The 25,525-nt window shown below is 60.2% G+C and carries 21 protein-coding genes and 1 riboswitch; of the genes, 12 read left to right on the top strand and 9 right to left on the bottom strand.

Annotation, left to right across the window (positions count from 1 at the left end; all coding sequences use genetic code 11):
- Positions 1–302: 302 nt before the first annotated feature.
- Entirely contained in the window at positions 303–1,919 is a 1,617-nt protein-coding gene (nadB, locus tag PspCFBP13508_RS19180) for an L-aspartate oxidase (RefSeq protein ID WP_110601813.1), read from the top strand.
- Here nadB and PspCFBP13508_RS19175 read toward each other — a convergent pair.
- Together PspCFBP13508_RS19175 and PspCFBP13508_RS19170 are read right to left on the bottom strand one after the other, a co-directional pair.
- A complete protein-coding gene (locus tag PspCFBP13508_RS19175; protein WP_137215413.1) occupies positions 1,888–2,340 on the bottom strand; it encodes a protein YgfX in 453 nt (150 codons plus the stop codon). The two genes, nadB and PspCFBP13508_RS19175, sit on opposite strands and share 32 nt — an antisense overlap.
- Positions 2,324–2,578 (bottom strand): succinate dehydrogenase assembly factor 2, encoded by a 255-nt coding sequence (locus tag PspCFBP13508_RS19170; protein WP_007911418.1) that lies wholly within the window; start codon positions 2,576–2,578, stop codon positions 2,324–2,326. The genes PspCFBP13508_RS19175 and PspCFBP13508_RS19170 overlap by 17 nt, the downstream gene beginning before the upstream one ends.
- 150 nt (positions 2,579–2,728) lie before the next feature.
- On the opposite strand from PspCFBP13508_RS19170, the gene PspCFBP13508_RS19165 reads away from it, so the two are divergent.
- Together PspCFBP13508_RS19165 and PspCFBP13508_RS19160 are read left to right on the top strand one after the other, a co-directional pair.
- Positions 2,729–3,670, top strand: coding sequence for a folate-binding protein YgfZ (locus PspCFBP13508_RS19165; protein WP_137215412.1), 942 nt, complete (start codon positions 2,729–2,731; stop codon positions 3,668–3,670).
- Positions 3,671–3,704: 34 nt separating this feature from the next.
- The gene (locus tag PspCFBP13508_RS19160) at positions 3,705–4,526 is read left to right on the top strand and encodes an HDOD domain-containing protein (protein WP_016770675.1); all 822 of its coding nucleotides are present in this window, start codon (positions 3,705–3,707) and stop codon (positions 4,524–4,526) included.
- A gap of 162 nt (positions 4,527–4,688) precedes the next feature.
- Here PspCFBP13508_RS19160 and PspCFBP13508_RS19155 read toward each other — a convergent pair whose 3' ends face one another.
- A complete protein-coding gene (locus tag PspCFBP13508_RS19155) occupies positions 4,689–6,074 on the bottom strand; it encodes a sensor histidine kinase (RefSeq protein WP_039760888.1) in 1,386 nt (461 codons plus the stop codon).
- Positions 6,067–6,738, bottom strand: coding sequence for a response regulator (locus PspCFBP13508_RS19150; protein ID WP_024011992.1), 672 nt, complete (start codon positions 6,736–6,738; stop codon positions 6,067–6,069). The genes PspCFBP13508_RS19155 and PspCFBP13508_RS19150 overlap by 8 nt, the downstream gene beginning before the upstream one ends.
- Positions 6,739–7,182: 444 nt before the next feature.
- Here PspCFBP13508_RS19150 and PspCFBP13508_RS19145 point away from each other — a divergent pair, with 444 nt between their 5' ends.
- Genes PspCFBP13508_RS19145 through PspCFBP13508_RS19130 form a run of 4 tightly spaced genes read left to right on the top strand, consistent with a single transcriptional unit; the run spans position 7,183 to position 11,217 of the window.
- On the top strand, positions 7,183–8,160 hold the full coding sequence (locus PspCFBP13508_RS19145; protein WP_137215411.1) for a tripartite tricarboxylate transporter substrate binding protein: 978 nt from the start codon (positions 7,183–7,185) through the stop codon (positions 8,158–8,160).
- A gap of 55 nt (positions 8,161–8,215) precedes the next feature.
- Positions 8,216–8,674, top strand: a complete 459-nt coding sequence (locus PspCFBP13508_RS19140) for a tripartite tricarboxylate transporter TctB family protein (RefSeq protein ID WP_137215410.1) — start codon at positions 8,216–8,218, stop codon at positions 8,672–8,674.
- A gap of 1 nt (position 8,675) precedes the next feature.
- Positions 8,676–10,190, top strand: coding sequence for a tripartite tricarboxylate transporter permease (locus tag PspCFBP13508_RS19135; protein ID WP_016771277.1), 1,515 nt, complete (start codon positions 8,676–8,678; stop codon positions 10,188–10,190).
- Entirely contained in the window at positions 10,183–11,217 is a 1,035-nt protein-coding gene (locus PspCFBP13508_RS19130) for an AbrB family transcriptional regulator (RefSeq protein ID WP_137215409.1), read from the top strand. The genes PspCFBP13508_RS19135 and PspCFBP13508_RS19130 overlap by 8 nt, the downstream gene beginning before the upstream one ends.
- A gap of 117 nt (positions 11,218–11,334) precedes the next feature.
- Here the strand turns inward: PspCFBP13508_RS19130 and ung are convergent, their stop codons facing one another.
- On the bottom strand, positions 11,335–12,027 hold the full coding sequence (gene ung / locus PspCFBP13508_RS19125; RefSeq protein WP_024011989.1) for a uracil-DNA glycosylase: 693 nt from the start codon (positions 12,025–12,027) through the stop codon (positions 11,335–11,337).
- Between the two features lie 132 nt (positions 12,028–12,159).
- Here ung and PspCFBP13508_RS19120 point away from each other — a divergent pair, with 132 nt between their 5' ends.
- A complete protein-coding gene (locus PspCFBP13508_RS19120; protein ID WP_137215408.1) occupies positions 12,160–13,272 on the top strand; it encodes an enoyl-CoA hydratase/isomerase family protein in 1,113 nt (370 codons plus the stop codon).
- Positions 13,273–13,336: 64 nt separating this feature from the next.
- On the opposite strand, the gene PspCFBP13508_RS27770 is transcribed toward PspCFBP13508_RS19120, so the two are convergent.
- The 4 genes from PspCFBP13508_RS27770 to PspCFBP13508_RS19100 all read right to left on the bottom strand — a co-directional run bounded on the left by PspCFBP13508_RS27770 (position 13,337) and on the right by PspCFBP13508_RS19100 (position 21,569).
- Positions 13,337–18,865, bottom strand: a complete 5,529-nt coding sequence (locus tag PspCFBP13508_RS27770) for a calcium-binding protein (protein ID WP_137215407.1) — start codon at positions 18,863–18,865, stop codon at positions 13,337–13,339.
- A gap of 2 nt (positions 18,866–18,867) precedes the next feature.
- A complete protein-coding gene (locus PspCFBP13508_RS19110) occupies positions 18,868–19,722 on the bottom strand; it encodes a hypothetical protein (protein ID WP_137215406.1) in 855 nt (284 codons plus the stop codon).
- A gap of 1 nt (position 19,723) precedes the next feature.
- Complete coding sequence (locus PspCFBP13508_RS19105; protein ID WP_137215405.1) at positions 19,724–20,968, bottom strand: glycosyltransferase family 4 protein; 1,245 nt, start codon at positions 20,966–20,968, stop codon at positions 19,724–19,726.
- A gap of 196 nt (positions 20,969–21,164) precedes the next feature.
- Positions 21,165–21,569: a hypothetical protein gene (locus tag PspCFBP13508_RS19100; protein WP_137215404.1), complete on the bottom strand. Its 405-nt coding sequence runs from the start codon at positions 21,567–21,569 to the stop codon at positions 21,165–21,167.
- Between the two features lie 350 nt (positions 21,570–21,919).
- Positions 21,920–22,020, top strand: a riboswitch (guanidine-I (ykkC/yxkD leader).
- Positions 22,021–22,083: 63 nt separating this feature from the next.
- Between PspCFBP13508_RS19100 and PspCFBP13508_RS19090 the strand changes: the two genes are divergently transcribed.
- From PspCFBP13508_RS19090 to PspCFBP13508_RS19075, 4 genes are read left to right on the top strand one after another with little or no spacing between them, the layout of a single operon-like run.
- Complete coding sequence (locus PspCFBP13508_RS19090; protein ID WP_130910878.1) at positions 22,084–23,151, top strand: putative urea ABC transporter substrate-binding protein; 1,068 nt, start codon at positions 22,084–22,086, stop codon at positions 23,149–23,151.
- 18 nt (positions 23,152–23,169) lie between these two features.
- Positions 23,170–23,985, top strand: a complete 816-nt coding sequence (locus PspCFBP13508_RS19085) for an ABC transporter permease (RefSeq protein WP_024011982.1) — start codon at positions 23,170–23,172, stop codon at positions 23,983–23,985.
- Positions 23,982–24,770: an ABC transporter ATP-binding protein gene (locus PspCFBP13508_RS19080; protein WP_137215403.1), complete on the top strand. Its 789-nt coding sequence runs from the start codon at positions 23,982–23,984 to the stop codon at positions 24,768–24,770. The genes PspCFBP13508_RS19085 and PspCFBP13508_RS19080 overlap by 4 nt, the downstream gene beginning before the upstream one ends.
- Positions 24,771–24,795: 25 nt before the next feature.
- Complete coding sequence (locus PspCFBP13508_RS19075; RefSeq protein ID WP_056783496.1) at positions 24,796–25,521, top strand: urea amidolyase associated protein UAAP1; 726 nt, start codon at positions 24,796–24,798, stop codon at positions 25,519–25,521.
- The last annotated feature ends 4 nt before the right edge of the window (positions 25,522–25,525 follow it).

Here is a 25,525-nt window from a genome sequence, read left to right as displayed (position 1 = left end):
GATCTTGGGCCTTTGGCAAAAGTTCCAATTATTTATAGCCGTACCCACCTGACATTGCGCAACCCTGCTCGGAAAAGACTGTTTCAGCGCCGATACAGGTGTCTATTCCCGAAACCGCCGGAAAAAACTTCCGACGAAGCACAGCGCTTTTTAATGCGCAGTAGTCTCACAATGCCATCTGGGCCCGGCTATTGTGCCGCCCAACCCCTCTATATACTAGTGGGCTGTGTGGCTGTCTTGACTCGCCGATCCAGCTGTCTTGCGCCAACCCCGACCCGGGTCGCTTTGAGCGGAATCCTGAAATGAGCCAACAGTTCCAACACGATGTTCTGGTGATTGGCAGCGGTGCTGCCGGTTTGACTCTCGCTTTGACCTTGCCCGGTCATCTGCGCATTGCCGTATTGAGCAAAGGCGATCTCGCCAACGGTTCGACCTTCTGGGCCCAGGGCGGCGTTGCCGCCGTGCTCGACGATACCGACACTGTCGAATCCCATGTCGACGACACCCTCAATGCGGGCGGCGGCTTGTGCCATGAAGACGCCGTACGCTTCACCGTCGAGCACAGCCGCGAGGCCATTCAATGGCTGATCGACCAAGGCGTACCGTTCACCCGCGACGAACAGTCCGGCACTGAAGACGGTGGTTTCGAATTTCACCTGACCCGCGAAGGTGGCCACAGCCATCGACGCATCATCCATGCTGCCGACGCCACCGGCGCGGCGATCTTCAAGACCTTGCTGGCCCAGGCCAAAGAGCGTGAAAACATCGAATTGCTGGAACAACGCGTCGCCGTCGATCTGATCACCGAACGCCGCTTGGGCATGGAAGGCGATCGTTGCCTGGGCGCTTACGTGCTGAACCGCGCCACGGGCGAAGTGGACACCTACGGCGCACGTTTCGTGATTCTGGCTTCGGGCGGCGCGGCCAAGGTCTACCTTTATACCAGCAACCCCGACGGCGCCTGCGGTGACGGCATCGCCATGGCCTGGCGTTCCGGTTGCCGCGTGGCGAATCTGGAATTCAACCAGTTCCACCCGACCTGCCTGTATCACCCGCAAGCCAAGAGTTTCCTGATTACTGAAGCGCTGCGCGGCGAAGGCGCGCATTTGAAGCTGCCCAACGGCGAGCGCTTCATGTATCGCTTCGACAAACGAGCGGAGCTGGCGCCTCGTGACATCGTCGCGCGGGCCATCGACCATGAAATGAAGCGTCTGGGTGTCGACTGCGTTTATCTGGACATCAGCCACAAGCCTGAATCGTTCGTCAAAAGCCACTTCCCGACTGTTTATGAGCGCTGCCTGGGCTTCGGCATCGACATCACCAAACAACCGATCCCGGTGGTCCCCGCCGCGCACTACACCTGTGGCGGGGTGATGGTCGATCAGCACGGTCGCACCGATGTACCCGGCCTCTACGCCATCGGCGAAACCAGTTTCACCGGTCTGCACGGCGCCAACCGCATGGCCAGCAACTCGCTTCTCGAATGCTTCGTTTATGCCCGTTCGGCAGCGGCGGACATTCTTGCGCAACTCGATGACGTTGCGGCGCCAAGCGCCCTGCCCGTCTGGGACGCCAGCCAGGTCACCGACTCGGATGAAGACGTGATCATCGCGCACAACTGGGACGAGTTGCGCCGATTCATGTGGGACTACGTCGGCATCGTGCGCACCAACAAGCGTCTGCAACGGGCGCAGCACCGGGTGCGTCTGCTGCTGGATGAGATCGATGAGTTTTACAGCAACTATAAAGTCAGCCGCGACCTGATCGAGTTGCGCAACCTGGCACAGGTTGCCGAATTGATGATCAGCTCAGCCATGGAACGCAAGGAAAGTCGCGGACTGCATTACACCCTCGACTATCCGGATATGCTGCCCGAAGCGCTCGACACTATTCTGGTGCCGCCCACCTACGCCGGCTGAACTTGAGCCGCACTCGCAGGCGTCGGTGCAGATCCGCCGCCTGCGAGTCACGTGGCACGCAGATCGATCTGACCCGCCACTTTCCGCGCAGACGAAAGCGCAGCACCACAATCAATGGCAGCGCCAGACTGTCCGGGCGCAGTTGCACCGCTTGCCAGCCATCAGCCTGATTCCACACCTGCCAGCCATCGCCATCGCGGCGCAAGCCGCAAAATGCTTGCGGATGACTCAGCAAAATCTGCCGTGGCAGCACCCAAAAACCATGCAGCGCACAGGCGCAAGCGCCGAGCAGACTGGCCCAGAGTGGAATCGACAGCAGAAACAACGAGCCCATGGCGAACGCCTGGGCCTGCAGATACGCCGCCAGCAACTGCCGTGAGGCATGCCAGCGGCATTCGAACGTATTACTTGGGCTGGACACGATCCAGAATCATCCGGACCATGCGTTGCAGCTCGGGGTCTTCCGACTCGCTGCGCTCCATGAACCAGCCGAACATGTCCTGATCCTCACAGGTCAGCAAACGCACGTACAGATCGCGATCCACTTGATTCAACGTCGCGTAAACCTCCTGCACGAACGGCACCAGCAGCACGTCAAGCTCAAGCATGCCGCGACGGCTGTGCCAAAAGAGGCGATTCAGTTCAACTTGTTCGACCATGGAGCCCTCCTCGAATTTGCCGGGCAGTATACAGCCCCGGCGCGGGCCGCACAGTCGGCTTTGGTCGGGGACCCCTGATCCTTTATCAACTACCCATTTCAACCCTGCCCCCTTATGATGTGCCCCAGTCTATTTACCCTGCGATGACCCATGGCCGATTCTGCTTTTTTCTGCACCCTGTCTCATGAAGGCGTACTCGCGGTTCGCGGTGCGGACGCCGGAAAATTCCTGCAAGGCCAGTTGACCTGCAATATCAATTACCTGAGCGACACCCGCGCCAGCCTTGGCGCCCGCTGCACGCAGAAAGGCCGGATGCAGTCGAGCTTCCGCATCCTGCTTGAAGGTGACGGCGTGGTGATGGCGATGGCCAGCGAGCTGCTCGAGCCGCAACTGGCCGACCTGAAAAAGTACGCGGTGTTCTCCAAATCGAAGCTGACCGATGAAAGCGCCGCCTGGGTGCGCTTCGGTCTGGCGCATGGCGATGCAGCCCTGACCAGCCTCGGTCTGGCACTGCCCGCCGAAACCGACAGCGTTGTGCGCCATGAAGGCCTGATCGCAATTCGCGTTTCGCCCGAGCGCGCCGAACTCTGGGTGCCTGCCGCTCAGGCGCAAAGCGTGCAAAGCCAACTGTCGACCGCGCTGCCTGAGGCCGAACTGAATCAATGGCTGCTGGGTCAGATCCGCGCCGGTATCGGTCAGGTCATGCCTTCCACTCGCGAACTGTTCATTCCGCAGATGCTCAATCTGCAGGCGGTCGGCGGGGTGAGTTTCAAGAAAGGCTGCTACACCGGCCAGGAAATCGTTGCGCGCATGCAGTACCTGGGCAAGCTCAAGCGTCGGCTGTACCGCTTGCGCCTCGAAGCAGCAGAGTTGCCGGAGCCCGGCACTCAGTTGTTCGCGCCCAGCCATAGCAGCTCGATCGGCGAAGTGGTGCTGGCGGCCAATGCCGAGGGAAACATTGAACTCCTGGCCGTGTTGCAGGCCGAAGCTGCCGAAGCCGGTGATTTGCGTCTGGGCGCCCTCGAAGGCCCCGCGTTGCACGTGCTCGACCTGCCTTACGAACTGGATCGCGACCGCGAAATCCAGCGTTGATCGCAGCATTGTTGCAACACCCTAGAGAGTCCAAATGAGCGAACTGGCGGAAAAGGTCCAACAGGATTTGGTTGCGGCCATCGATAACGATGACCTGGTCCTGCCAACGTTGCCGGAAGTGGCCCTGCAGATTCGCAAGGCCGCCGAGGATCCGGAAATCAGCGTCAGCGATCTGAGCAAAGTCATCGGCCGCGACACCGCGCTGTCGGCGCGCCTGATCAAAGTGGTCAACAGTCCGCTGCTGCGCGCCGCGCAGGAAGTCACCGACCTGCACACCGCCATCACCCGTTTGGGCATCAACTACAGCAGCAACCTGGCGATCGGTCTGGTGATGGAGCAGATCTTCAACGCCCGCTCCGAAGTGGTCGAACAGAAGATGCGCGAAGTCTGGCGCAGCAGTCTGGAAATCGCTGGCGTCAGCTATGCGCTGTGTCGTCGCCACACCCAGCTCAAACCCGATCAGGCGGCACTCGGCGGGTTGGTGCATCAGATTGGCGTGTTGCCGATTCTGACTTACGCCGAAGACCACAATGAACTGCTCTCCGATGCGGTCAGCCTGACCCATGTGATCGAGCAGATTCACCCATTGCTCGGCGAGAAATTGCTGCGGGTCTGGGAGTTTCCCGAGCGCCTGGTGCATTTGCCATTGCTCTATCAAGACTTCAGCCGCGACTCGACGCGCATCGATTACGTCGATGTCGTGCAGGTGGCCAATCTGTATTGCCGCAAGGACACCGACCATCCGTTTGCGCGGATTGACCCGTTTAGCGTGCCGGCGTTCAGGAAGCTGGGGATTGACCCGGAGAACAAGCAATTTTGCGCGGATCTGGAAGAATCGCGGTCGATGTTCTACTGACCTGTGGTGAGGGGATTTATCCCCGTTGGGTTGGGTTGCGAAGCGACGCTGAACTCTGCGACCCGGTTTTTTCCAGACAGATTGTGATCGCTGAACTGCGACTGCTGCGCAGCCGAGCGGGGATAAATCCCCTCGCCACAAAAAACCCTCACCACAAAAGCACTACCCGGCAATAAAGCTGACCCGCACCTTCAACCCTGCCTGCTCGCCATCATGCAGGGTGATCTGCGCCAGATGCGCACGACAGATCTCGCCGACAATCGCCAAGCCCAGACCTGAACCGGCAACCTGCTGATTGCGCCGATAAAACCGTTCGAACACTCGATCACGCTCGTGCAGCGGGATGCCCGGCCCGTCGTCCTCAACCTCAAGCACCGCCGGGGCCGTGACCCGCAGAATCACATTGCCGCCCGGTGGCGTGTGCGCCAGCGCGTTATCGACCAGATTGCTCAGCAGCTCATTGAGCAGCGTCGGCTCACCGCGCAGCCACACCGGTTCATCCGCCTCCAGCGCCAGCGCCACGCCGCGCTTGTGCGCCAAAGGCGCCATGGCCATGCCCAGCTCTCGGGCCAACTGGCTCAGATCGAGCAACTGCGCGCCGCCCTCGGCAATCGCCCGCGCACCGTTTTCGACCCGGGCCAGCGACAGCAGCTGATTGGCCAGATGAGTCAGGCGATCGGTGCTTTGTGCGGATGATTCCAGCGTGGTGCGCCAGGTTTCCGGCTCGTTCGAGCGCAGGCCCAGTTCCAGCCGTGCTTTCAGTGCAGCCAGAGGTGTGCGTAATTCATGGGCAGCATCGGCAATGAACTGCGCCTGCCGTTCGAACTGGCCGCGCAGACGCTCGGTGAAATGATTGAGCGCGCGCACCAACGGCCCCAATTCATGCTGCACTTCCACCAGCGGCAGCGGCCGCAAATCGTCGGGCTGGCGTTCCTCAACAGCGGTTCTTAACCGCTCCAGCGGGCGCAACGCCGCACTCACCGCGAACCACACCAGCAGCAATGCACCGACGGCCAGCATGCCCAAGCGCAACAGGGTGTCAGCCGCCAGACTGCGCGCCATGCTTACCCGCGCTTCGTCGGTTTCAGCCACGCGGATTTCCGCCATGCCGTTCATGTTCGGCTCGCTTACGGCTTTAAGCAGACTGACCACACGTACGTTCTGGCCGTTGTACTTCGCGTTATAGAAGCGTGCCAGCGCCGGATAGCTATCAGTGCGCGGCGTGCCGGGCGGTGGTCCGGGGAGGTTTTCGTAACCGGAGATCAGCTTCTGGTGAATGTCGTTGACCTGGTAATAGATGCGCCCGGCGCTGTCATAGGCGAAGGTATCCAGCGCCACGTAAGGCACGTCGGCGCTGAGGCTGCCGTCGCGTTGCGACAACCCGGCAGCGATGGTCCGTGCCGAGGCCAGCAGCGTGCGGTCATACGCGGTGTCGGCGGCCTCGCGACCGTTCCAGTAAGCGCTCAAGCCACTGGCGAGCATCAGCACCACCAGCAACCATCCAAGGTTCCACAGCAACCGCCAGCGCAGGCTGCTGGGCTTATGCATCGCGGCTTTCCAGCAGATAGCCGAGGCCCCGGAAGGTGACGATGGCTACGGGCTGGCCGTCGAGTTTCTTGCGCAAGCGGTGCACGTAGATTTCGATGGCGTCGGGGCTGGCTTCTTCGTCGAGGCCGAACACCTGCGCGGCCAGTTGTTCCTTGCTCATCACTCGCCCCGGCCGCGCGATCAGCGCTTCGAGGACGGCCTGCTCGCGCGAGGTGAGGGTCAGCAGTTCGTCGCCGAGGGTGAAGCGCCGCGTATCGAGGTCGTAAGCCAGCACGCCACAGCGCTGCTGACGCTCGCCGCCAAGGACACTGCGGCGCAGCAAGGCTTTGACTCGCGCTTCCAGTTCCGTCAGTTCGAACGGCTTGGCCAGGTAGTCGTCAGCACCGAGATTGAGGCCATGCACGCGATCCTTGACGTCACTGCGCGCGGTCAGCATCAACACCGGCAGGTTCTTGCCCCGTGCACGCAGCCGCGCCAGCACCTCGAAACCGTCCATGCGCGGCAGGCCTACGTCGAGGATCGCTACGGCGTATTCCTCACTGCCCAACGCCAGGTCGGCGGCCACGCCATCGTGCAGCACATCCACGGTCAGACCGGTGCTCTTGAGCGCCTGAGCGACGCTTTCGGCCAGTTGCAGATGGTCTTCGACAAGCAGGACACGCATGGATTTGTACCTCGTTCAGGGTTGGCCGACGCCGCGCTTTGCCGCGGAGTTTACAGCCGCAACCGCCGCTGTGAAGCCCGAAAACCGTGAAAGACAACTGAAAGGTTGTTGAAAGGTTAGCCGGTTAGAGTCGGCCCACGGACAGTTTCGACTGTCGCCGCTGCTGCCACACAGCGCAACGAAAAACGCCATGAAGCGTTTTCGACTCATAAGAACAATAACGGAGTACCCCAGCATGCCCTCCATGCGCACCAAGGCTTTAATGCCTGCTCGCCTTGCTCGATTCCACCATTGCACTGTCGGTTTCTCGCCGCAGTCCTATATCCCCTCCGTTGTTTCAGTCCTTGCGCGCGCGCCGCGAGAAAACTGCGCCTGCCGCTAGGCTTTCGCGTTGCCCTTTGGTCATTCGGTCCATCCATAACAACAACTCCTCTGGAGACTCAAATGAACGTATCACTGCGTAAAGTTGCTCTCGCCGCTGGCGCGATGCTGTTTGCCGGCCAACTCATGGCCGAGCCGAAACGTCCGGAATGCATCGCCCCCGCCTCCCCCGGCGGTGGTTTCGACCTGACCTGCAAACTGGTGCAGAGCGCACTGGTCAACCAGAAGCTGCTGAGCAAACCAATGCGCGTGACCTACATGCCCGGCGGTGTAGGCGCGGTGGCGTACAACGCAGTAGTGGCGCAACGTCCGGCGGATGCCGGCACGCTGGTGGCGTGGTCGAGCGGTTCGCTGTTGAACCTGGCCCAAGGCAAGTTCGGCCGCTTCGATGAAACCAACGTGCGCTGGCTCGCGGCCGTCGGCACCAGCTACGGCGCCATCGCAGTGAAAAGCGATTCGCCCTACAAGACCCTCGACGATCTCGTTCAGGCGTTGAAGAAAGATCCAGGCTCGGTGGTTATCGGCTCCGGCGGCACCGTCGGCAGCCAGGACTGGATGCAGACCGCACTGATCGCCAAGGCTGCCGGAATCAACCCGCGTGAACTGCGCTACGTCGCCCTTGAAGGCGGCGGTGAAATCGCCACGGCCCTGCTCGGCGGCCACATCCAGGTCGGCAGTACCGACATCTCCGACTCCATGCCGCACATCCAGAGCGGTGACATGCGCCTGCTCGCGGTATTCGCCGACAAACGTCTCGACGAGCCGGAAATGAAAGACATCCCGACCGCTCGCGAACAAGGCTACGACATCGTCTGGCCGGTGGTGCGCGGCTTCTACCTCGGGCCGAAGGTCAGCGACGAAGACTACGCCTGGTGGAAAGACGCGTTCGACAAACTGCTGGCCTCCGAGGAGTTCGCCAAGCTGCGCGATCAGCGTGAACTGTTCCCGTTCGCCATGACCGGCCCGGAACTGGACACCTACGTGAAGAAGCAGGTCGCCGACTACAAAGTGCTGGCCAAAGAGTTCGGCCTGATCCAGTGATCGTCTCTGTCTAGTGGCTGCGTCTCCTACGCGGGGACGCAGCACAGGAGCTCCCATGCTTATTCAACGCATTTTCGCCTCGGTGTTGCTGCTGGTGTGTGCCGGCCTGGCACTGATGGCGTGGCCGTACCAAGCGGCTTTTTCCTACGAACCGGTCGGCCCGCGCGCCTTTCCGCTGCTGATGCTCGGCCTGATGGGCCTGGCGCTGCTGTACATGGTGTTTCGCCCGGCGCCGATCAAACACAGTGAAGACGAGCCGCCGCTGGATCGCGAAACCCTGACCAAGATCGGTGTATGCGTGGTGCTGCTGCTGGTATTTGCCGGCACCTTCGAACCCCTTGGCTTCATCGTGGCCAGCATCATTACCGGCGTACCGATGGCCCGTCTCTATGGCGGCCGCTGGCTGCCGAGCGTGGTGATCATCAGCCTGATGGCGGTTGGTCTCTATCTGCTGTTCGATCGCTTGATGGATGTTCCGCTGCCCCTCGGCCTGCTCAGCGTCCTGGAGAACTGATATGGATACCCTTGGCTATTTGGGTCAGGGCTTCGGCGTCGCGCTGAGCCCGTACAACCTGGTGACCGCCCTGTGCGGCACCCTGATCGGCACCGTCGTCGGCCTGTTGCCGGGGCTTGGTCCGATCAACGGCGTGGCGTTGCTGATTCCGATCGCGTTCGCCCTCGGTCTGCCGCCGGAGTCGGCGCTGATCCTGCTCGCAGCGGTGTATCTGGGCTGCGAATACGGCGGCCGGATCAGCTCGATCCTGCTGAACATTCCGGGCGAAGCCTCGACTGTAATGACCACCCTCGACGGCTACCCGATGGCCCGTAAAGGTATGGCCGGTGTCGCCCTGTCGCTGTCGGCGTGGAGTTCGTTCATCGGCGCGTTCATCGCCACCTGCGGCATGGTGCTGTTTGCGCCGCTGCTGGCGAAATGGGCGATTGCCTTCGGACCTGCGGAATACTTCGTGCTGATGGTGTTCGCAATTGTCTGTCTCGGCGGCATGGCCGGTGATCGACCGTTGAAGACCTTTATCGCGGCGCTGATCGGTCTGTTCCTTTCGACCGTCGGCATCGATGCCAACAGTGGCGTTTACCGTTTTACCGGCGACAACATTCACCTGACCGACGGCATCCAGTTCGTGGTGTTGGTGTTGGGTCTGTTCTCGATCAGCGAAATCCTTCTGCTGCTGGAAAAAACCCACCACGGCCAGGAAGCGGTGAAAGCCACCGGCCGGATGATGTTCAACTTCAAGGAAGCGGCGTCGGTGTTCGTCGTCAACGTGCGCTGCGGCGTGCTCGGTTTCATCATGGGCGTGCTGCCCGGTGCCGGCGCAACGCTCGCCAGTGCCGTGGCCTACATGACCGAGAAGCGCATCGCCGGCACCAGCGGCAAGTTCGGTGAAGGCGACCCCCGTGGTCTGGCCGCGCCGGAAACCGCTATCGGCGGCGCGGCGTGCGGCGCTCTCGTTCCGATGCTGACCCTCGGCGTTCCGGGTTCGGGCACCACCGCGGTGATGATCGGCGCGCTGTCGCTGTACAACATCACTCCAGGCCCGCTGCTGTTCCAACAGCAACCGGACATCGTCTGGGGCCTGATCGCTTCGTTGTTCATCGCCAACGTCATGCTGGTGATCCTCAACATTCCGATGATCCGCGTGTTCACCCGAATCCTCGCCGTGCCGAACTGGGCGCTGGTGCCGATCATCGCGATCATCACCGGGATCGGCGTTTACGCTGTGCACGCCACCACCTTCGATCTGTTCCTGATGATCGGTATCGGCATCTTCGGTTACATCCTGCGCAAGCTGGATTTCCCGCTGTCGCCGCTGCTGCTGGGCTTCATCCTCGGTGGCCTGATGGAGCAGAACCTGCGTCGCGCCCTGTCGATCTCCAATGGCGCGCTGGAGATTCTCTGGTCGAGTCCGATCACCTTCGGTTGCTGGATCCTCACCGCAATCATGCTGCTGATGCCGCTGATTCGCATCTGGCGTAAACGTTCGGCGGCACGGCGCGTCATTGCCGATGTTTGATCGCTTGTCCCTGAAAGCCTGGTGGGGCACCCCGCTGGTCGGTCTGCTTGGCGGTTTCATCGCCAGCCAGATCGGCTGGCCGCTGCCGTGGATGGTCGGCTCGTTGCTGGCGATCATCCTGGTGCGCTGCCTGACGCCGTGGCAACTGGCGGAAATTCCTGGCGGGCGCAAGTGCGGCCAGTGGATCGTCGGCATCGGTATCGGCCTGCACTTCACCCCGCTGGTGATGGAACAGGTGCTCAGTCATTTCGGTTTGATCTTCTTCGGTGCGCTGGTCACGAGCCTGTCGGCGGTGGTCGGCGTATGGCTGATGCGCCGCACCGGCGAGGATCGCGCCACGGCGTTTTTCTCAAGCATGCCCGGTGGTTCCGGGGAGATGGTCAACCTCGGCGCCCGTAACGGTGCACTGCTCAGCCATGTCGCGGCCGGGCAGAGTCTGCGGGTGTTGGTGGTGGTGTTGTGCGTGCCGGCGGCGTTCAAGTATCTGCTCGGTGACGGTACGCCGATTTCTCACGCCGGCAGCGTCGATTGGCGCTGGCTGGCGATTCTGTTTCCGGCGGGCGCCCTGCTCGCCTGGTTCTGGCAGCGTCTGCGCCAACCCAATCCATGGCTGTTCGGGCCGTTGCTGGTCAGTGCGGCGGTGAGCATTACGTGGGATTTGCACATCGGTTTGCCCAATGGCGGCAGTCAGATCGGCCAATGGCTGATTGGCAGCGGTCTGGGCTGTCACTTCAATCGGCAGTTCTTCCGCCGCGCGCCGTCGTTCATGGGCCGGACGTTGATCGGCACCGCGCTGACCATGTTGATCGCGTCGCTGGCGGCGTTGGGCTTGAGTGCGTTGACCCATCTGGATCTGCGTTCGCTGACCCTGGGCATGATGCCCGGCGGGATTGCCGAAATGAGCCTGACCGCGGAAACCCTGCAATTGTCGGTGCCGCTGGTGACGGCGATGCAGGTGATGCGGCTGTTGTTCGTGCTGTTTCTGGCGGAGCCGTTGTTCAGGTATTGGAACCGTCATCCCGCGTAAGACTGAAAACCGAGTTGCCCTTTTCGCGAGCAGGCTCGCTCCCACGGGGTTTTGTGGCTTGCACACAATTGCTGTGGGAGCGAGCCTGCTCGCGAAGGGGCCAACCCGATCGAGACATCAAATCGGTGGCAAGCGCCAGTCGATCGGCGTTTCGCCATTCTGTTCGAGAAACTTGTTGGTCCGGCTGAAATGCCCACAGCCCAAAAACCCGCGATATGCCGACAACGGCGACGGATGCACCGAGGTCAGCACCAGGTGCTTGGTCGCGTCGATCAGCTTCTGCTTGCTCTGCGCATGGGCGCCCCAAAGCATGAACACCAGATGCGGCTGCCGTTCGCTGACCACCTCAATAATGCGGTCGGTGAAGTGCTGCCAGCCCTTGTCCTTGTGCGCGTTGGCATTGGCGCGCTCAACCGTCATGGTGGTGTTGAGCAGCAGCACGCCCTGTTCGGCCCAGCTTTGCAGGTAGCCGTGGTTGGGAATGTCGATATTGAGGTCGCGCTTCAGCTCTTTATAGATGTTGACCAGCGACGGCGGCGCCGGCACGCCCGGTTGCACCGAGAAGCACAGACCGTGGGCCTGGCCCGGGCCGTGGTAAGGGTCCTGGCCGAGGATCACCACTTTCACCTTGTCCAGCGGCGTTGAGTTCAGCGCATTGAAAATCATCGGTCCCGGCGGATAGATCTCCTTGCCGGCCGCCCGCTCCTGCTGCAGAAAGCTGCGCAACTCTGCCATGTAAGGCTGGTCGAACTCAGCACGCAGTGCCTCCTTCCAGCTCGGTTCGAGTTTGATACGGTCGTCAGCAGTCATGGTCATTTCCGGCAAAAACAATGGGGCGAACCCTAGGAAAGCCGACCACGCTTGTCAATTGATCTGACGCAGATCCGGCACTTTCTCCCATAGCGATCATACTGTTCGCTCAAATTCCCGATCGAGGTCACGATGAATCTGCACTTCGAAGAACTTACCGGCACCGACGGCGCCCGCATCGGCATCGCCAGCCTGGATGCCGAAAAATCGTTGAACGCGCTGTCCCTGCCGATGATCAACGCGCTCAGCGACAAATTGAACGCCTGGGCCAATGACCCGCAAATCGTCTGCGTACTGCTGCGCGGTAACGGCGCCAAAGCCTTCTGCGCCGGTGGCGAAGTGCGCAGCCTGGTCGAAGCCTGCCGCGCTCACCCCGGCGAAGTCCCGCCGCTGGCCGCGCAGTTTTTCAGCGCGGAATATCGCCTCGATTACAACCTGCACACCTATCCGAAACCGCTGATCTGCTGGGGCCACGGTTACGTGCTTGGCGGCGGCATGGGCCTGTTGCAGGGCGCGAGCACGCGGATCGTCACGCCGAGCAGCCGTCTGGCGATGCCGGAAATCACCATTGGTCTGTATCCGGACGTTGGCGCCAGCTGGTTTCTTGCGCGGTTGCCGGGCAAGCTCGGCTTGTTTCTCGGCCTGACCGGCGCGCATATCAACGGCCGTGATGCGCTGGATCTGGTTCTGGCCGACCGCTTCCTGCTCGACGAACAGCAACCGCAATTGATCGAAGGCTTGCTGCAATTGAACTGGCAGGAACAGACCGCCATGCAGCTCAACAGCCTGCTCAAGGCTCTGCAGCAGGAGGCACTTGAGCAAATGCCCGAAGCGCAGTGGCTGCCGCGTCGTCAGCAGATCGACGAACTGCTCGATGTCAGCGACGTTGCCTGTGCGTGGAAAGCCATCAGCCTGCACCGCGACAGCAGCGATCTGTTGATTGCCCGCGCGGCGAAAACCATGACCGAGGGCTCGCCGCTGACCGCGCATCTGGTCTGGGAACAGATCAGCCGCGCGCGGCACATGTCGCTGGCCGAAGTATTCCAGATGGAATACACCCTGAGCCTCAATTGCTGCCGCCATCCGGAATTCAGCGAAGGCGTGCGCGCGCGGCTGATCGACAAGGATCAGAAACCGCACTGGCACTGGCCGGATATCAATAACGTGCCGGATGCGGTGGTCGAGGCGCACTTTCACAAGGTTTGGGAGGGGCGGCATCCGTTAGCGGATCTGACCCAGTATTGAGGTGACGCGAGGCCCGCGGTGGCGACTGGATTGCCATCGCGGGCCGGCTCAATCGGTCATCTTGTCAGACATTCAGCTCGTAGAACTCAATGATTTCCTTCATGGCCCGCTGCGCTTCATCGTCGCCCTTTATCAAAATATCCTCGACATCCCTTAATGGCGGGAGAGGATGCAGACGCTCGGCAATCTGCGTCGCGCTGTAGTCTTTCGCTGTTCCTTCGCTGACTCTTATGAAGCCAATAGCGCTTTCACCTACGGCAAAATGACTGGAAACCCGGATTTTCGGCGCCATGCCGTAATCCACCACGATCACCAGATCATCGCGCTCACGATGAAACTTGAGGTTGTCGATCGTCAGCCTGCGCTCGGAAAAATCGATCCCGTCCAGGCCGCCTCCGTTGTTGATGATCACGTCTCTGCCGAGGCCATCGTATCGGTAGATATCATTTCCAGCGCCGCCGGCCAGCGTGTCATTGCCCGGCCCACCCACCAGCAGATCATCACCGGGACTGCCCGTGAGCACGTCATCCCCGTGCATGCCTCGGATCTCTCCCGCGCCGCTTATGGTGTCGTTGCCGCGACCGCCCACGAGTGGCAGCGCTCGTCCGTCTCGCAGGGAGGTTGAACGGCTGGGATTGTTGACGATGACACCCGTATGAAAAGTCTCGGGCGCAGGTCCCAGCTGACTTGATTGCAGCAGTTGCTTCAAACTTGCGACCGCCCCATCGGCAAACTTTACTAGCTCAATACCGGCCCCCTCAAGTTCACCGTTGTGGGGCAAGACGATGCGGACTTTTTGCGTCCCGCCCCATTGGATATCGAGTGTCGGATGAAGCATTTTCGCTCTCGGCGGGTTGCGGTAAGCCGCGCGATCCGGGTTGGGCTCCAACTCGACATGGGTGGTCTCTATCAGCGCAGCACCCCAGCTCAATTGCAGTGCATCGCGCTGCGCGCCTGCTGGAAGAACGACCGTGTCCTGATCGATCAATCCGTACTCGTCTTTCCACCCCGCTACGCCAACTTCTGCTCGGTGGAAAACAGGGTTGAGCACGTCCGCAATTGTGGTGGTCGCTGCGGCGTGCGCTTGCACGATGTAGGTGTCGGCGCCGTCCTCGCCGTACAGCCAATCCTCCCCTGCACCGCTGAGCAGATAGTCGGCGCCTTCGGAACCGAGCAGGGTATCGTCACCTGCCCCGGCGGATAAAAACGCGCCCGGTGTTCTGTCGCCGACAGTGCCGTAGTCAAGTGGGGAGCCTGCATAAGCGACGATCAGATCGTCTCCCGCGCCGCCGTGGAAAACGTTTTCCACTTCGACGTTGATTCGCTCGCCGGCATCGTCGCCATGGACGACTTTGCGTTTGATCGTTTCAGTTGTGACATCCCAGCGAAACGCCTTGGGCACTGTTGCGCCCGAACTGAAGCTTGCTGCCGGATAGACGTACCAGCCTTCAAGCGCGCCGGACTCCTTTCGGTCTTCAACCAATACCTCGCCCGTATTGAATGAAAACCCGTTGGCCGAGCCGGATCGATAATAGCGAGGCGCCTGACTTGAGAAGGCTATTGCTCCCTCGGCTTTCACCGGTTTATGTTCGACACGGGTTGTGGTTTTCGACTGCCTTTCACTGACTACGGCTTGCCCGCCATCAGCCTTCATCCATGGCGGCGTTTCAGACAGTGTTCCTGCGTCGACGCTGTCCTCGCTCAGCTCGGTGTGAGTGGTGTAACCGGTGTCGCTGGTGGTGACATGACTGCGCACCCAAACGCCTTGCTCATTCAAGGTAAAACCTGTGGCGTGTTTGCGGGCGGAGCGTTTTGACTTGATTTGCGCGAGGAACTCATCGGTCCAGTTGACCGTTTGAACAGATGCCACCGGGCCTTGCGCCGCAGCGGTGACATCGTCTGGCTGAACCGGATCCTCAACTTTGCTTTCAGGGGTTGCCGGGGCGGTGACAGGTTCCGGTACGGGTGGCTCGGACATCTCTATCGGTGGCAGTGTTTTGCGCAGGACATCTGCGTAATCAAGTACCCCGCCGTCGCTGAAACTGAATGTGGAATCCTTCCACTTCTCGTGATTCTTGATGAGTATCGCGTCGCCCGTGCCATTGGCCAGTCGCAATACCGTGCCGACGGTAACTTCGATAATGTCGGCTTTCAGGCTCTGCGCGCAAAAGCCCGCGCCGAACCTGATGGTGTTGCGGCCGCCGGCATCGGTGACGATATCCAGGCCGTCACCAGCGCCGAAATAGTAGACGTCGGCGCCATCCATGCCATCCAGCACGTCAGCACCGGGACCGCCATCAAACACGTTGTCACCGGAATCGCCGCGAAGGTAGTCCGTCCCTTCCCCGCCCAGCAGGGTGTCGTTGCCACCGCCTCCGAGCAACGTGTCGTTACCTGGGCCACCGTGCAGATAATCGGCATTCTGCTCGGCCTCAGCGCTGTTCTCGTAATCGCCGGCAAGAATGTCGTCACCCGCACCGCCGTCCAGCGTGTCGGCACCGAAACCACCCTGTAACGTATCGTTTCCTTCGCCGCCCTGAAGCACGTCATTGTTGCTTCCGCCCGGCTGCAGGTCAGACACATCGCCATCGAGAAAATCCGCCCCTGCGCCACCCGTCAGCGTATCCGCGCCGCCCATGCCGCGCAGGGTGTCGTCCCCCGCACCGCCATCGAGAAAGTCGTTGTCGTGATAACGAACCGGATGCTCAGGACTATCGCCAATCAGATCATCATTGCCTTCGCCGCCGAAGAGCAAATCATCGCCACCGCCGCCCCAGAGCGTGTCATCGCCGGAGCCACCGTCCAGCAGATCATCGCCAAAAAAATGCGCGGCATCGCCTTCGACGCCGTCCAGTACGCCGTCATCACCCTGCAAAATGTCGTTGCCAGGGCCGCCATACAAAGCGTCGCTGCCACCGTTACCGCCGAGTGAATCATCACCACTGCCGCCGTCCAGCACATCGTTGCCATGGTGTCTGCTGGGCAGGCCACCGCCCCAATCGAGGTTGTCACCAAGCATCACGTCGTTGCCGCTGCCACCGGCCAGGGTGTCGTTACCTTGATCGCCCTTGAGAAAATCGTCGTCAGCTCCGCCGTCAAGCAGGTCCTCCCCCCAGCCGCCGTCGATAAAATCCCTGCCACCCTGCCCGTACAGCGCGTCGTCACCGCCCTCGGACGCACTGTTTATCGAGGCCTTTGAAAAGACCGTTCGGTGACTGGTGACACCACCAGCTATGGGGACGTCAGCGCGTTTGACCGCCCAACCTTGTTCCAGCGCACCGGTGGTTTCGTCTCCGGATAACACATCGTCGCCAGCACCGCCGATCAAAGTATCCCGGTCATTGCCACCGAGCAGAACGTCTCGGGATGCCGTACCGATAAGCAAATCGTCACCTTGCCCGCCGTCGAGCCAGTCTCCGCGGCTTGCCTTGCCCTTGGCGTCACCGTCGGCCATAGCTTTTTCGAGCGTCGTCTGCTTGTCGCCGAATAACCGATCGTCTCCAGCCTTGCCGAACAATCGATCAGAACCGCCCAGGCCGAGAATGACGTCGTCTGCCGCGGAACCGTAAAGTACGTCGGCCTTGTTGCGCTGTTTAACCTTGGGCAGCAGCACCACGTTGCCCAGCTCATCAAAGGACGGCTGATCGCCGGGGACAGTGGGATCGGCGTCTTTGGCTTTCCAGTCGCCCTGAAGCGTCAAATCCGCAGCAGTGAGCGGCTGCCCCTCATATTCAGGGAGGCGGATGCCAAGCATCCCGGGCTGAAAGTTCTTGATGACCACCAGATCGCTCTGGCCATATTTGATGTTGAGGGTGTGTTCAACAAGCGTCAGGGTGATGGACCGATCCTCGGTAGACCAGATATTGCTCAGAGGCGCGCAGCGTTTGAGTTGGGGAATCGGCGCGCCGTTGATCCACAGTTGCCCATCGGCGTTGGCATCAAGAATCTCGTCGATGCCATCGCCGCTGGCGAATTCATAACGGTCGTTGCCTTCGCCCCCGATCAAAGAATCGTTACCCTTTCCTCCGAGCAGAACATCGTCACCGGCCATCCCGTACAACTCATCATTGCCGTCACCTCCGGTTAGCGAGTCGTTACCGCGACCGCCTTCAATGACATCGTGACCGGCCATCCCATGGATCGAGTCATTGCCCACGCCGCCATACAGATGATCGGCATTTGCGCCACCAGCGAAAGATCGCCCACCGTCATCACCGAACAGGGCCAGCGGGTTCAGCACTCCGGTGGTCATCGGCGCCTGTTTGCTTGAGGCGAGATCGGAGTAGGAGAACTGCTGCAGCGAGTGTTCGCCAAACGAGCCCTGGGTTCGGGCAATCAAACGGGCGAGCATCTGCGCACGATCCGTCAGCCACTGCGCGGTGATAAAGCCTTCGCCAGTGTGCGGATCGTAAAGCTCGAGGTTGCGATCGGGATAACCGTCGGCTCGTTCTATGACGACTTCACTGAGTTGCTGCAAAGAGTTGCGCAACGCCAGACCGAGCGGCGTCGCCTCGCCTGCCAGTTTCGCCCATGCATTGGCATTGCCGAACTCGCTTATTGTCCGGGTGACGATGTTTTGCGACTGCTCCGGGGAGAATGCCGAGAAGAAGGCGTAAGCGTTGCTGGCGAAGGTGTCGTTGGTGGTGGCTGTGGCAGCAGAATCGCCGTCGTGAGTGCGCTTGAACATGTCGAGAAATTCGTTCTGGCCGTAGCGCAACATCAGCTCGACCACGGCGGCAACAGGCGTGCCTTTGACTACATGCTGAATCAGCGGATTCACACTGCCACTGGCCAGCGCGATATTGATTTGCTCCGGCACCACTGAAAGCAGACTTTGCAGTGGATTGATGCCGAAATTATTGATCGCCGCTCGCAGGCCGACGCTATAGGAATCGATGGCGAAGAGAATGTTTTTATAGTCGTCGAGCCGGTTGGGTTTTGCCTGAAGGGGTGGGCCGTCATCTTCCCCGTTCGAATCACCGGCGGAGATCAACCGCCAGGTTTCATAGGGAGGCTTACCGCCCAACAGGCTGAAACCGATCGTTCCAGACCAGCCGGCGTTACGCTTGACGGCGGTGTCGTCCTCCCCGCAAACCTCCTTGAACAGGGCCTCGCCAATCGCGCTGGCGTCGATTTCTGCGATCTGGCTGATTGACGGAACAGTCCAGGGTGCCAGTTGACCGGCAAGGGATCCGTTGATCAGGGTATTGATGAAGTTGACGGCAACCTGGTTGGATGAAAGCTGCATCAGGTCTTCACTGAAAATTGTATTCAGTCTCAGTTCACCTTGGCGGGAGGTGTAACCACGAATCAGGGCAGAGTAGGCACCGTTTCCACCGTTGGCATCAATGGCCACGGCAAGCCAGAGTCTGGCGCTTTTCAGCACGTCTCCAGCCTCTTTATCGGCAGCTGCAACGTCAGAAACTTTCTCACCAATAATATCGAACAGCTTTTGGTACAGGGGGGCGCAGCTTGTCCCTGCTAATTTCAGTGCATTGTACTGAAGTTGTTTTGAGCGCAGCCTCATTCCTTTGCAAATATTTGCCGCGTTGAAAATCTCGGATTTTTCCATATCGCTGAACACATAACTCATTGTTACTTCCTTGTAATAACAGAGCGTGAAAGATAGTCACTGAGATATTTGAGCATCTCAGGTGCTTCGCGTAATGACGCTAATCCGAGTCCTACGCTACCGTGCCCCCCGGCAAAGTCGAAGTTATCCAGATTGATATTGCAGAAGAAATTCAGTTTGCCGAAATCAAGATTTTCCAATTCAGTTCTGCTGAACCTTGCCAGTTTCTCGTCAGTCAGTTTTTCCTCCGCCGCCGGGCGTATCAAGCCGTCACAGTTGATCAACCGAGGGGTTCCATCTCGCCGCGGCCAGCCACTAATGACAAACGTTCTAACCGAGTCTTCATTCTTGAAATGCGGCGGAGGTGCATCCAGCCAAATCTCCAGCCCCGGATAATTCTTTAGTTTCACAATCAACTCATCCGGCCAGTTGACGTGCCGATAACCGCGCTCATGGGGTTCGGTGGTTTCTTTTCTGGTAAAAAGCCCGGCATTCAATTTATAAAGCCGCCAGCTTTCGGGGATCGGTTCCATGCGCTGATCCTGGTACCGGTGCAGCCCCGTCCCGGTCCACCAGAACAGCCCCTTCAGAGCAATCGCCAGACACGCTTTCTTGTTCACCATTTCAGGCATGCCAACGTAAAACTCAGGAATCAGCGTCTTATCTATATAGGCGCCGCCTAATATCGGCACTTGCTGCATGCTCGCCAGTTTGTTCTGGCAAGCTTTCTCGTTTGCCTGGTGAATAGCCGCCGACTCGGCCGATTGTTCTTTGCGAATATAAAATTCCGCTACGCAATAACAGACATAAAAGAACAATCCATACTTCAATAGCCTTTTAAACCACTTGATCGCCTGCTTACGCGACTTCCTGGACATTTCAAACCTCCCGCTCAAACCGCGGAACGGTTGGTATGTCGTTATGCCCGGATATCGCGCTTGCGAAAACCTCAAAATATTGGCTCACGCCTGATTTCACACTGAACCGACCTGCCGTCAACTTCGCAGCGCTGGCAAGACCATCGTACTCACCTGCCGACTTCAAAATCTTGCTTACACTTCTGGCAACTGCTTGATGGTCGAAGAAATCCACCAATATTCCATTAGCCCCATCGGCAATGACTTCCCTTACCGGAGCCGTATCCGACGCAACAACCACACAACCAGACGCCATCGCCTCCAGTAACGACCAGGACAAGACAAACGGATACGTCAAATAAACATGGACTTTGGAACATGCGAGAACCGCGCGGTAAGTCTGGTAAGGAAGTTTCCCTGTGAAATGCACTCTGGAGTGATCGAAACTGACCTCCGCCTCCATCCTGCTGCGCCAATCCGGGTACCCGACCGGCTTATTCCCATAACTGACACCATCACCGCCAACCACGATGATCTGCGCATCGGGGCACTCGGCCTGAACAAGCGGGATCGCTCGCATGAAACTGTGAAAGCCGCGATAAGGCTCAAGGTTTCTGGCGATATAGGTAACGATCGGCTGTCCGGCTTTGAGCTCGATTCCATTGGGCAATCTGACTGCCCCGACTTTCGCCAGGTCAGAACTTTGAACCACACCTTCATGGATGACCCGAATCGCCGACCGGTAAGCGGCCGGAAACAGGCTGCGCTGCCACTGGGTCGGCGCGATTGCGATATCACATTGTTGAAGATTCAACAGATGCAGCGAGTTGAGCACGCGCAGCCGTGACGACTCCCTTGCGGCTCGCCGGAATTCAGGGTCGAACCCGCAGTCGGCGCCCTGCGCTCGATAGTAATACTCGCAATAGTGAATCAGCGGCGTATCGGCATAGACGTCCTTGGCAAACAGCGTCTCTCCCCATCCGGGATGGGCAAGAATCACGTTTGGCTGATAGCCCGAACGTTTCAGCCTGCCCAGAATTTCAAAAACCTCCTGCCCGTCGATCACCGCTTGTTCGTAGCGGATCAGATACGGGTGAATATTGCCGGGCGCTCGGCTGGTCGCTCGATATCGATGGACTTGCACACCGGCGACGCCCGGTGCCGTGTCCCGACCTATCGCCACAACCTCATCACCGCGCTCCAGCGCTGCCAGCACCACATGACGGAACTGACCGGGAAAATTTTGATGAATAACCAGTAGCTTCATAGCGCTGAACGTCCATTTTTCGCCGCTATCGAGCTGAGGATTGCTCGCCTCGTTCGGCATCCACGAACGCTAACAAACACCACGAAATGAAACTGTAGGACGCTTCCGGGATTGCCTTGGGAGATGGCCCACGGACCCCTTTTTTGCCGGGCAAAAAAAAGCGGCGCTTGATGCGCCGCTTGTTCATTGCAGTGATTTACCAGCGGTTACCACGGCCGTTGTAGTCACGGCGACCGCTGTGACGATCATAGTTGCCGCGACCCCGGTGGTCATTGTCCCAACCGCCGCGACGGTGGCCGTCCCAGCGTCCGCGATCGTTGCCGTGCCAGCGACGGCTTTCGTAATAACGCGGGGCCGGTTGATAGTGCCTTGGCGCCTGGTAATAACGCGGTTGCTGGTAATATCGCGGCGCTGGCTGGTAGTAGCGCGGCTGGTTGTAATAGGTTCCGCCGCTGCGGTAATAGGAGCCGCCACCGCTGTAATAGGCCGGTGCGGGTGATGTGTAGACCTCTGACCTGTAGTAGCTGTCTCCGTATGAATAAGGGACGCATCCGCCAAGGGAAAAAAGCATCACGGCAAGCAATAGGATTCGGCGATACATGGCGGCCTCCTGGACCGCGGGTTGGCCACACCAGCGACGCTGGCAGGCGACCGTCAGCAATTGCGTGACTGTCGAAGAATCAGACAGCGATTTCGGAATCTGGTGCGTTCCTGCAACAAGTTGAAACAAGTGATTATGAAATCTTGTTTACCCGCAAAATCAGCGACCAATGAAGCGTAAACGCGCTGCATGACGGTGCAACCGCGCACCACCACGATGCGCTGTCGCTCGCCCCGCTCACTTCGACAATCCAGCAGATCCCCGCCGCAGAGGCCTCGGCGCGACTTGGCACGTCTCTCGCTTTAACAAACCCGTGCAGGAGTCATCACAGGTTCGCGGCACCACAATTTGCAATGGCTGACTAGGGTTCCGGCTCGCAAGCGCGAGTGGCTGGTCCGAGAGTTGGCGACCTCCAGTTGAGGTTACACGGCGGGACAAAAGCCCGGGAGACAAGCCACCGTTCGCGGTGCCGCGTTGCCTTCCTGTCCGCCCTCGATCAACTGGAGAATCCGCAATGATCCGACTACGTTTCCCCGCCCTGCTCGCCGCCGCTTTCGCCGCGCTCATCAGCACGCAGCCTTCCGCCGCCCAGAAAGACCACTTCAGCGTGTGCTGGACGATCTACGCCGGCTGGATGCCATGGGAATACGCCGGCAGCCAGGGCATCGTCGACAAATGGGCGAAGAAATACGGGATCAAGATCGACGTCGTGCAGCTCAACGACTACGTCGAATCAATCAACCAGTACACCGCCGGCCAGTTCGACGGCTGCACCATGACCAACATGGATGCACTGACCATTCCCGCTGCCGGTGGCGTCGACAGCACCGCGTTGATCGTCAGCGATTTCTCCAATGGCAACGACGGCATCGTGCTCAAAGGCGAAGGTAAAAAAGTCGCTGATCTGAAAGGCATGGACGTCAATCTGGTCGAGCTGTCGGTCTCGCATTACCTGCTGGCTCGCGCGCTGGACTCGGTGGACCTGACCGAGAAAGACCTGAAAGTGGTCAACACCTCCGACGCCGACATTGCCGCCGCGTTCAACACCGACGACGTCAACGCCGTGACCACCTGGAACCCGATGCTCTCGGATATCAAGGCCAAACCCGGCGTCACCGAAGTGTTCAATTCCAGCCAGATCCCCGGCGAGATCATGGACATGATGGTGGTCAACAGCGCCACCCTCAAAGACAACCCGGCACTGGGCAAAGCGCTGACCGGGGCGTGGTTCGAAGTGGTCGCTTTGATGAACGCGAAAAATGCCGCGAGCAAAGCTGCGCTGGAACACATGGCCAAGGCCTCGGGTACTGATCTCGCCGGCTTCCAGGCGCAACTGGACACCACAAAACTGTTCGCCACGCCGAGCGAAGCGCTGAATTTCGCCACCAGCAAACAACTGCCGGACACCATGCGCAAGGTCGCCGAATTCTCCTTCGAGCACGGCCTGCTCGGCGAAGGCGCGAAAGACCCGAGCGCGGTCGGCATGTCCTTCGCCAACGGCGTGACCAGCGGCGACACCGCCAATCTCAAGCTGCGTTTCGATCCGACCTACGTGCAGATGGCCGCCGACGCCAAGCTGTAAGCCACGGAGGATTTGGCCATGCGCCTGATCAATCGCCACCCTGATCGCCCGAGTCGCCTGTTGCTGGTGATCCTGCCGTTCGCGCTGGTGCTGTTCGCCTATTTCACAGGCTCGGCCGAGCGCCTGGCGGACAACCCCAACGACAAACTGCTGCCCAGCGCCGTGCAGATGAGCGACGCGGTAAAACGCCTGGCCTTCAACGCCGACAGCCGCACCGGTGAATACCTGCTGTGGCAAGACACTGCGTCCAGTCTGCGGCGTTTGGCCATCGGCCTCGGCATCGCGGCGCTGGCGGGTCTTTGCCTCGGTATTGCGGCGGGCACCCTGCCGCTGTTCGGCGCGCCGTTGTCGCCGTTGCTGACGGTGCTGTCGATGGTGCCGCCGCTGGCGATCCTGCCGATTCTGTTCATCGTCTTCGGGCTGGGCGAGTTGTCGAAAGTCATGCTGATCGTGATTGGCATCACCCCGGCGCTGGCACGGGATCTGGAACAGCGTGCCCGTGACATTCCGGTCGAACTGCTGATCAAGGCGCAGACCCTCGGCGCCTCGACCTGGACGCTGATGCTGCGCGTGGTCTTGCCGCAGCTGTTGCCGCGCTTGCTGATCTCGCTGCGCTTGATGCTCGGTTCGGCGTGGCTGTTCCTGATCGCCGCCGAAGCGATCGCCTCCACCGATGGCCTCGGCTACCGAATCTTTCTGGTGCGGCGCTACCTGGCGATGGATGTGATCCTGCCCTACGTGGTGTGGATCACCCTGCTCGCCTGGCTGATGGACTGGGGCCTGAAACAGCTGACCCAGCGCGCTTTCCCTTGGTACGAGGGAGCGGCGAAATGAGCTTCATCACAGTAAAAAACGTCTGGCAGCAATACGCCGATCAAGTGGTTCTGGAAGGCTTGAACCTGAGCGTCAACGAAGGCGAGTTCTGCACCTTGGTCGGCGCCTCCGGTTGCGGCAAATCGACCTTCCTGCGCCTGCTGCTCGGCCAGGAAAGCGCCAGTCGCGGGGAGATTCTGCTCGACGGCCAGCCCTTGGCCGGCGAACCGGATGCCAGCCGTGGCGTGGTGTTTCAACGCTACTCGGTGTTCCCGCATCTGTGCGTGCTCGACAACGTCGCCCTCGGTCTCGAATTGCCGCGTGCGCCCTTGCTTGGCCGGCTGTTCGGCAACGCCAAACGCGATGCTCGCGAGCAGGCTGCAGCCCTGCTGACAAAAGTCGGCCTCGGCCATGCGCTGGACAAGTACCCGGCACAGCTGTCCGGAGGCATGCAGCAACGATTGGCCATCGCCCAGGCGCTGATCATGAAGCCGCGTGTGTTGCTGCTCGACGAGCCCTTCGGCGCACTCGATCCGGGCATTCGCAAAGACATGCACGCGCTGCTGCTGGAGCTGTGGCGCGAGACGCAACTGACGGTGTTCATGGTCACCCACGACCTGTCCGAAGGCTTCAGCCTCGGCACGCGTCTGCTGGTGTTCGACAAGGTGCGCCTCGACCCGCACGCCCCCGGCGCCTATGGCGCTCGCATCACTTACGACATCCCGTTGAACAGCGACCGCCGCGCCCAGCGCGCCGCCGTCGAGGCCCTGCCGCTGCCGCTGGCGGGCACCCTTCGCACTGCTTGAGAGGACTGCTTTGATGACCACACCGATGACCGATTCAATCCAACTCTTCCCACCCTTCGCTGAAGAACTGCTGCCGGGCGGCGGCCACCGTTCGTTCGTGCTCAAGCGCGGCCAATTGCTGCGCCTGACCGACCTGCGCGGTGGCGCCAATGTCAGCCTGACCTTGCTCAATGCCCATGAAAAGACCGAGCGGCTGAACCTGCCCGACAGCCTCAAATGCCAACACACCGCCAAGCTCACCGCCGGCCACTGCCTGTACTCGGACATGGGCCGCGTGCTCGCCGCGATCACCGCCGACACCTGTGGCTGGAGCGACAGCCTCGGCGGCGTGCTCTGCGCGCAAGAAGTCGCCGAAAAATACGGCCAGGGCCGCTACCAGGAACTGCGCAACGGCTTCTTTCGCAACGGCACCGACAACCTGCTGGTGGAGCTCGGCAAGTGGGGCCTGGGCCTGTCCGACCTGCTGATGACCCTCAATCTGTTCAGCCGCGTGAACGTCGATGAGGCCGGGCGTTTCCACTTCGTCGAGGGCAATTCGAAGGCCGGCGACTACATCGAGTTGTATGCGCCGATGGACACCCTGGTGGTGCTCACCGCCCTGCAACATCCGATGGACCCGTCCCCCGAATACGCCCCGAAACCCTTGAAGCTGAGCTGGATGAACGCCGACGCCAGCGTCGCCGAACACTGCCGCACTTCGCGCCCGGAAAACGAGCGCGGCTTTATCAACACCGACCGTTTGTTCGCCTGAGGAT

Origin of the sequence: Pseudomonas sp. CFBP13508 (assembly GCF_005233515.1) — a bacterium.
In the GTDB taxonomy this organism is placed as follows: domain Bacteria; phylum Pseudomonadota; class Gammaproteobacteria; order Pseudomonadales; family Pseudomonadaceae; genus Aquipseudomonas; species Aquipseudomonas mercuritolerans.
This window is presented reverse-complemented; position numbering and strand designations above follow the sequence as displayed.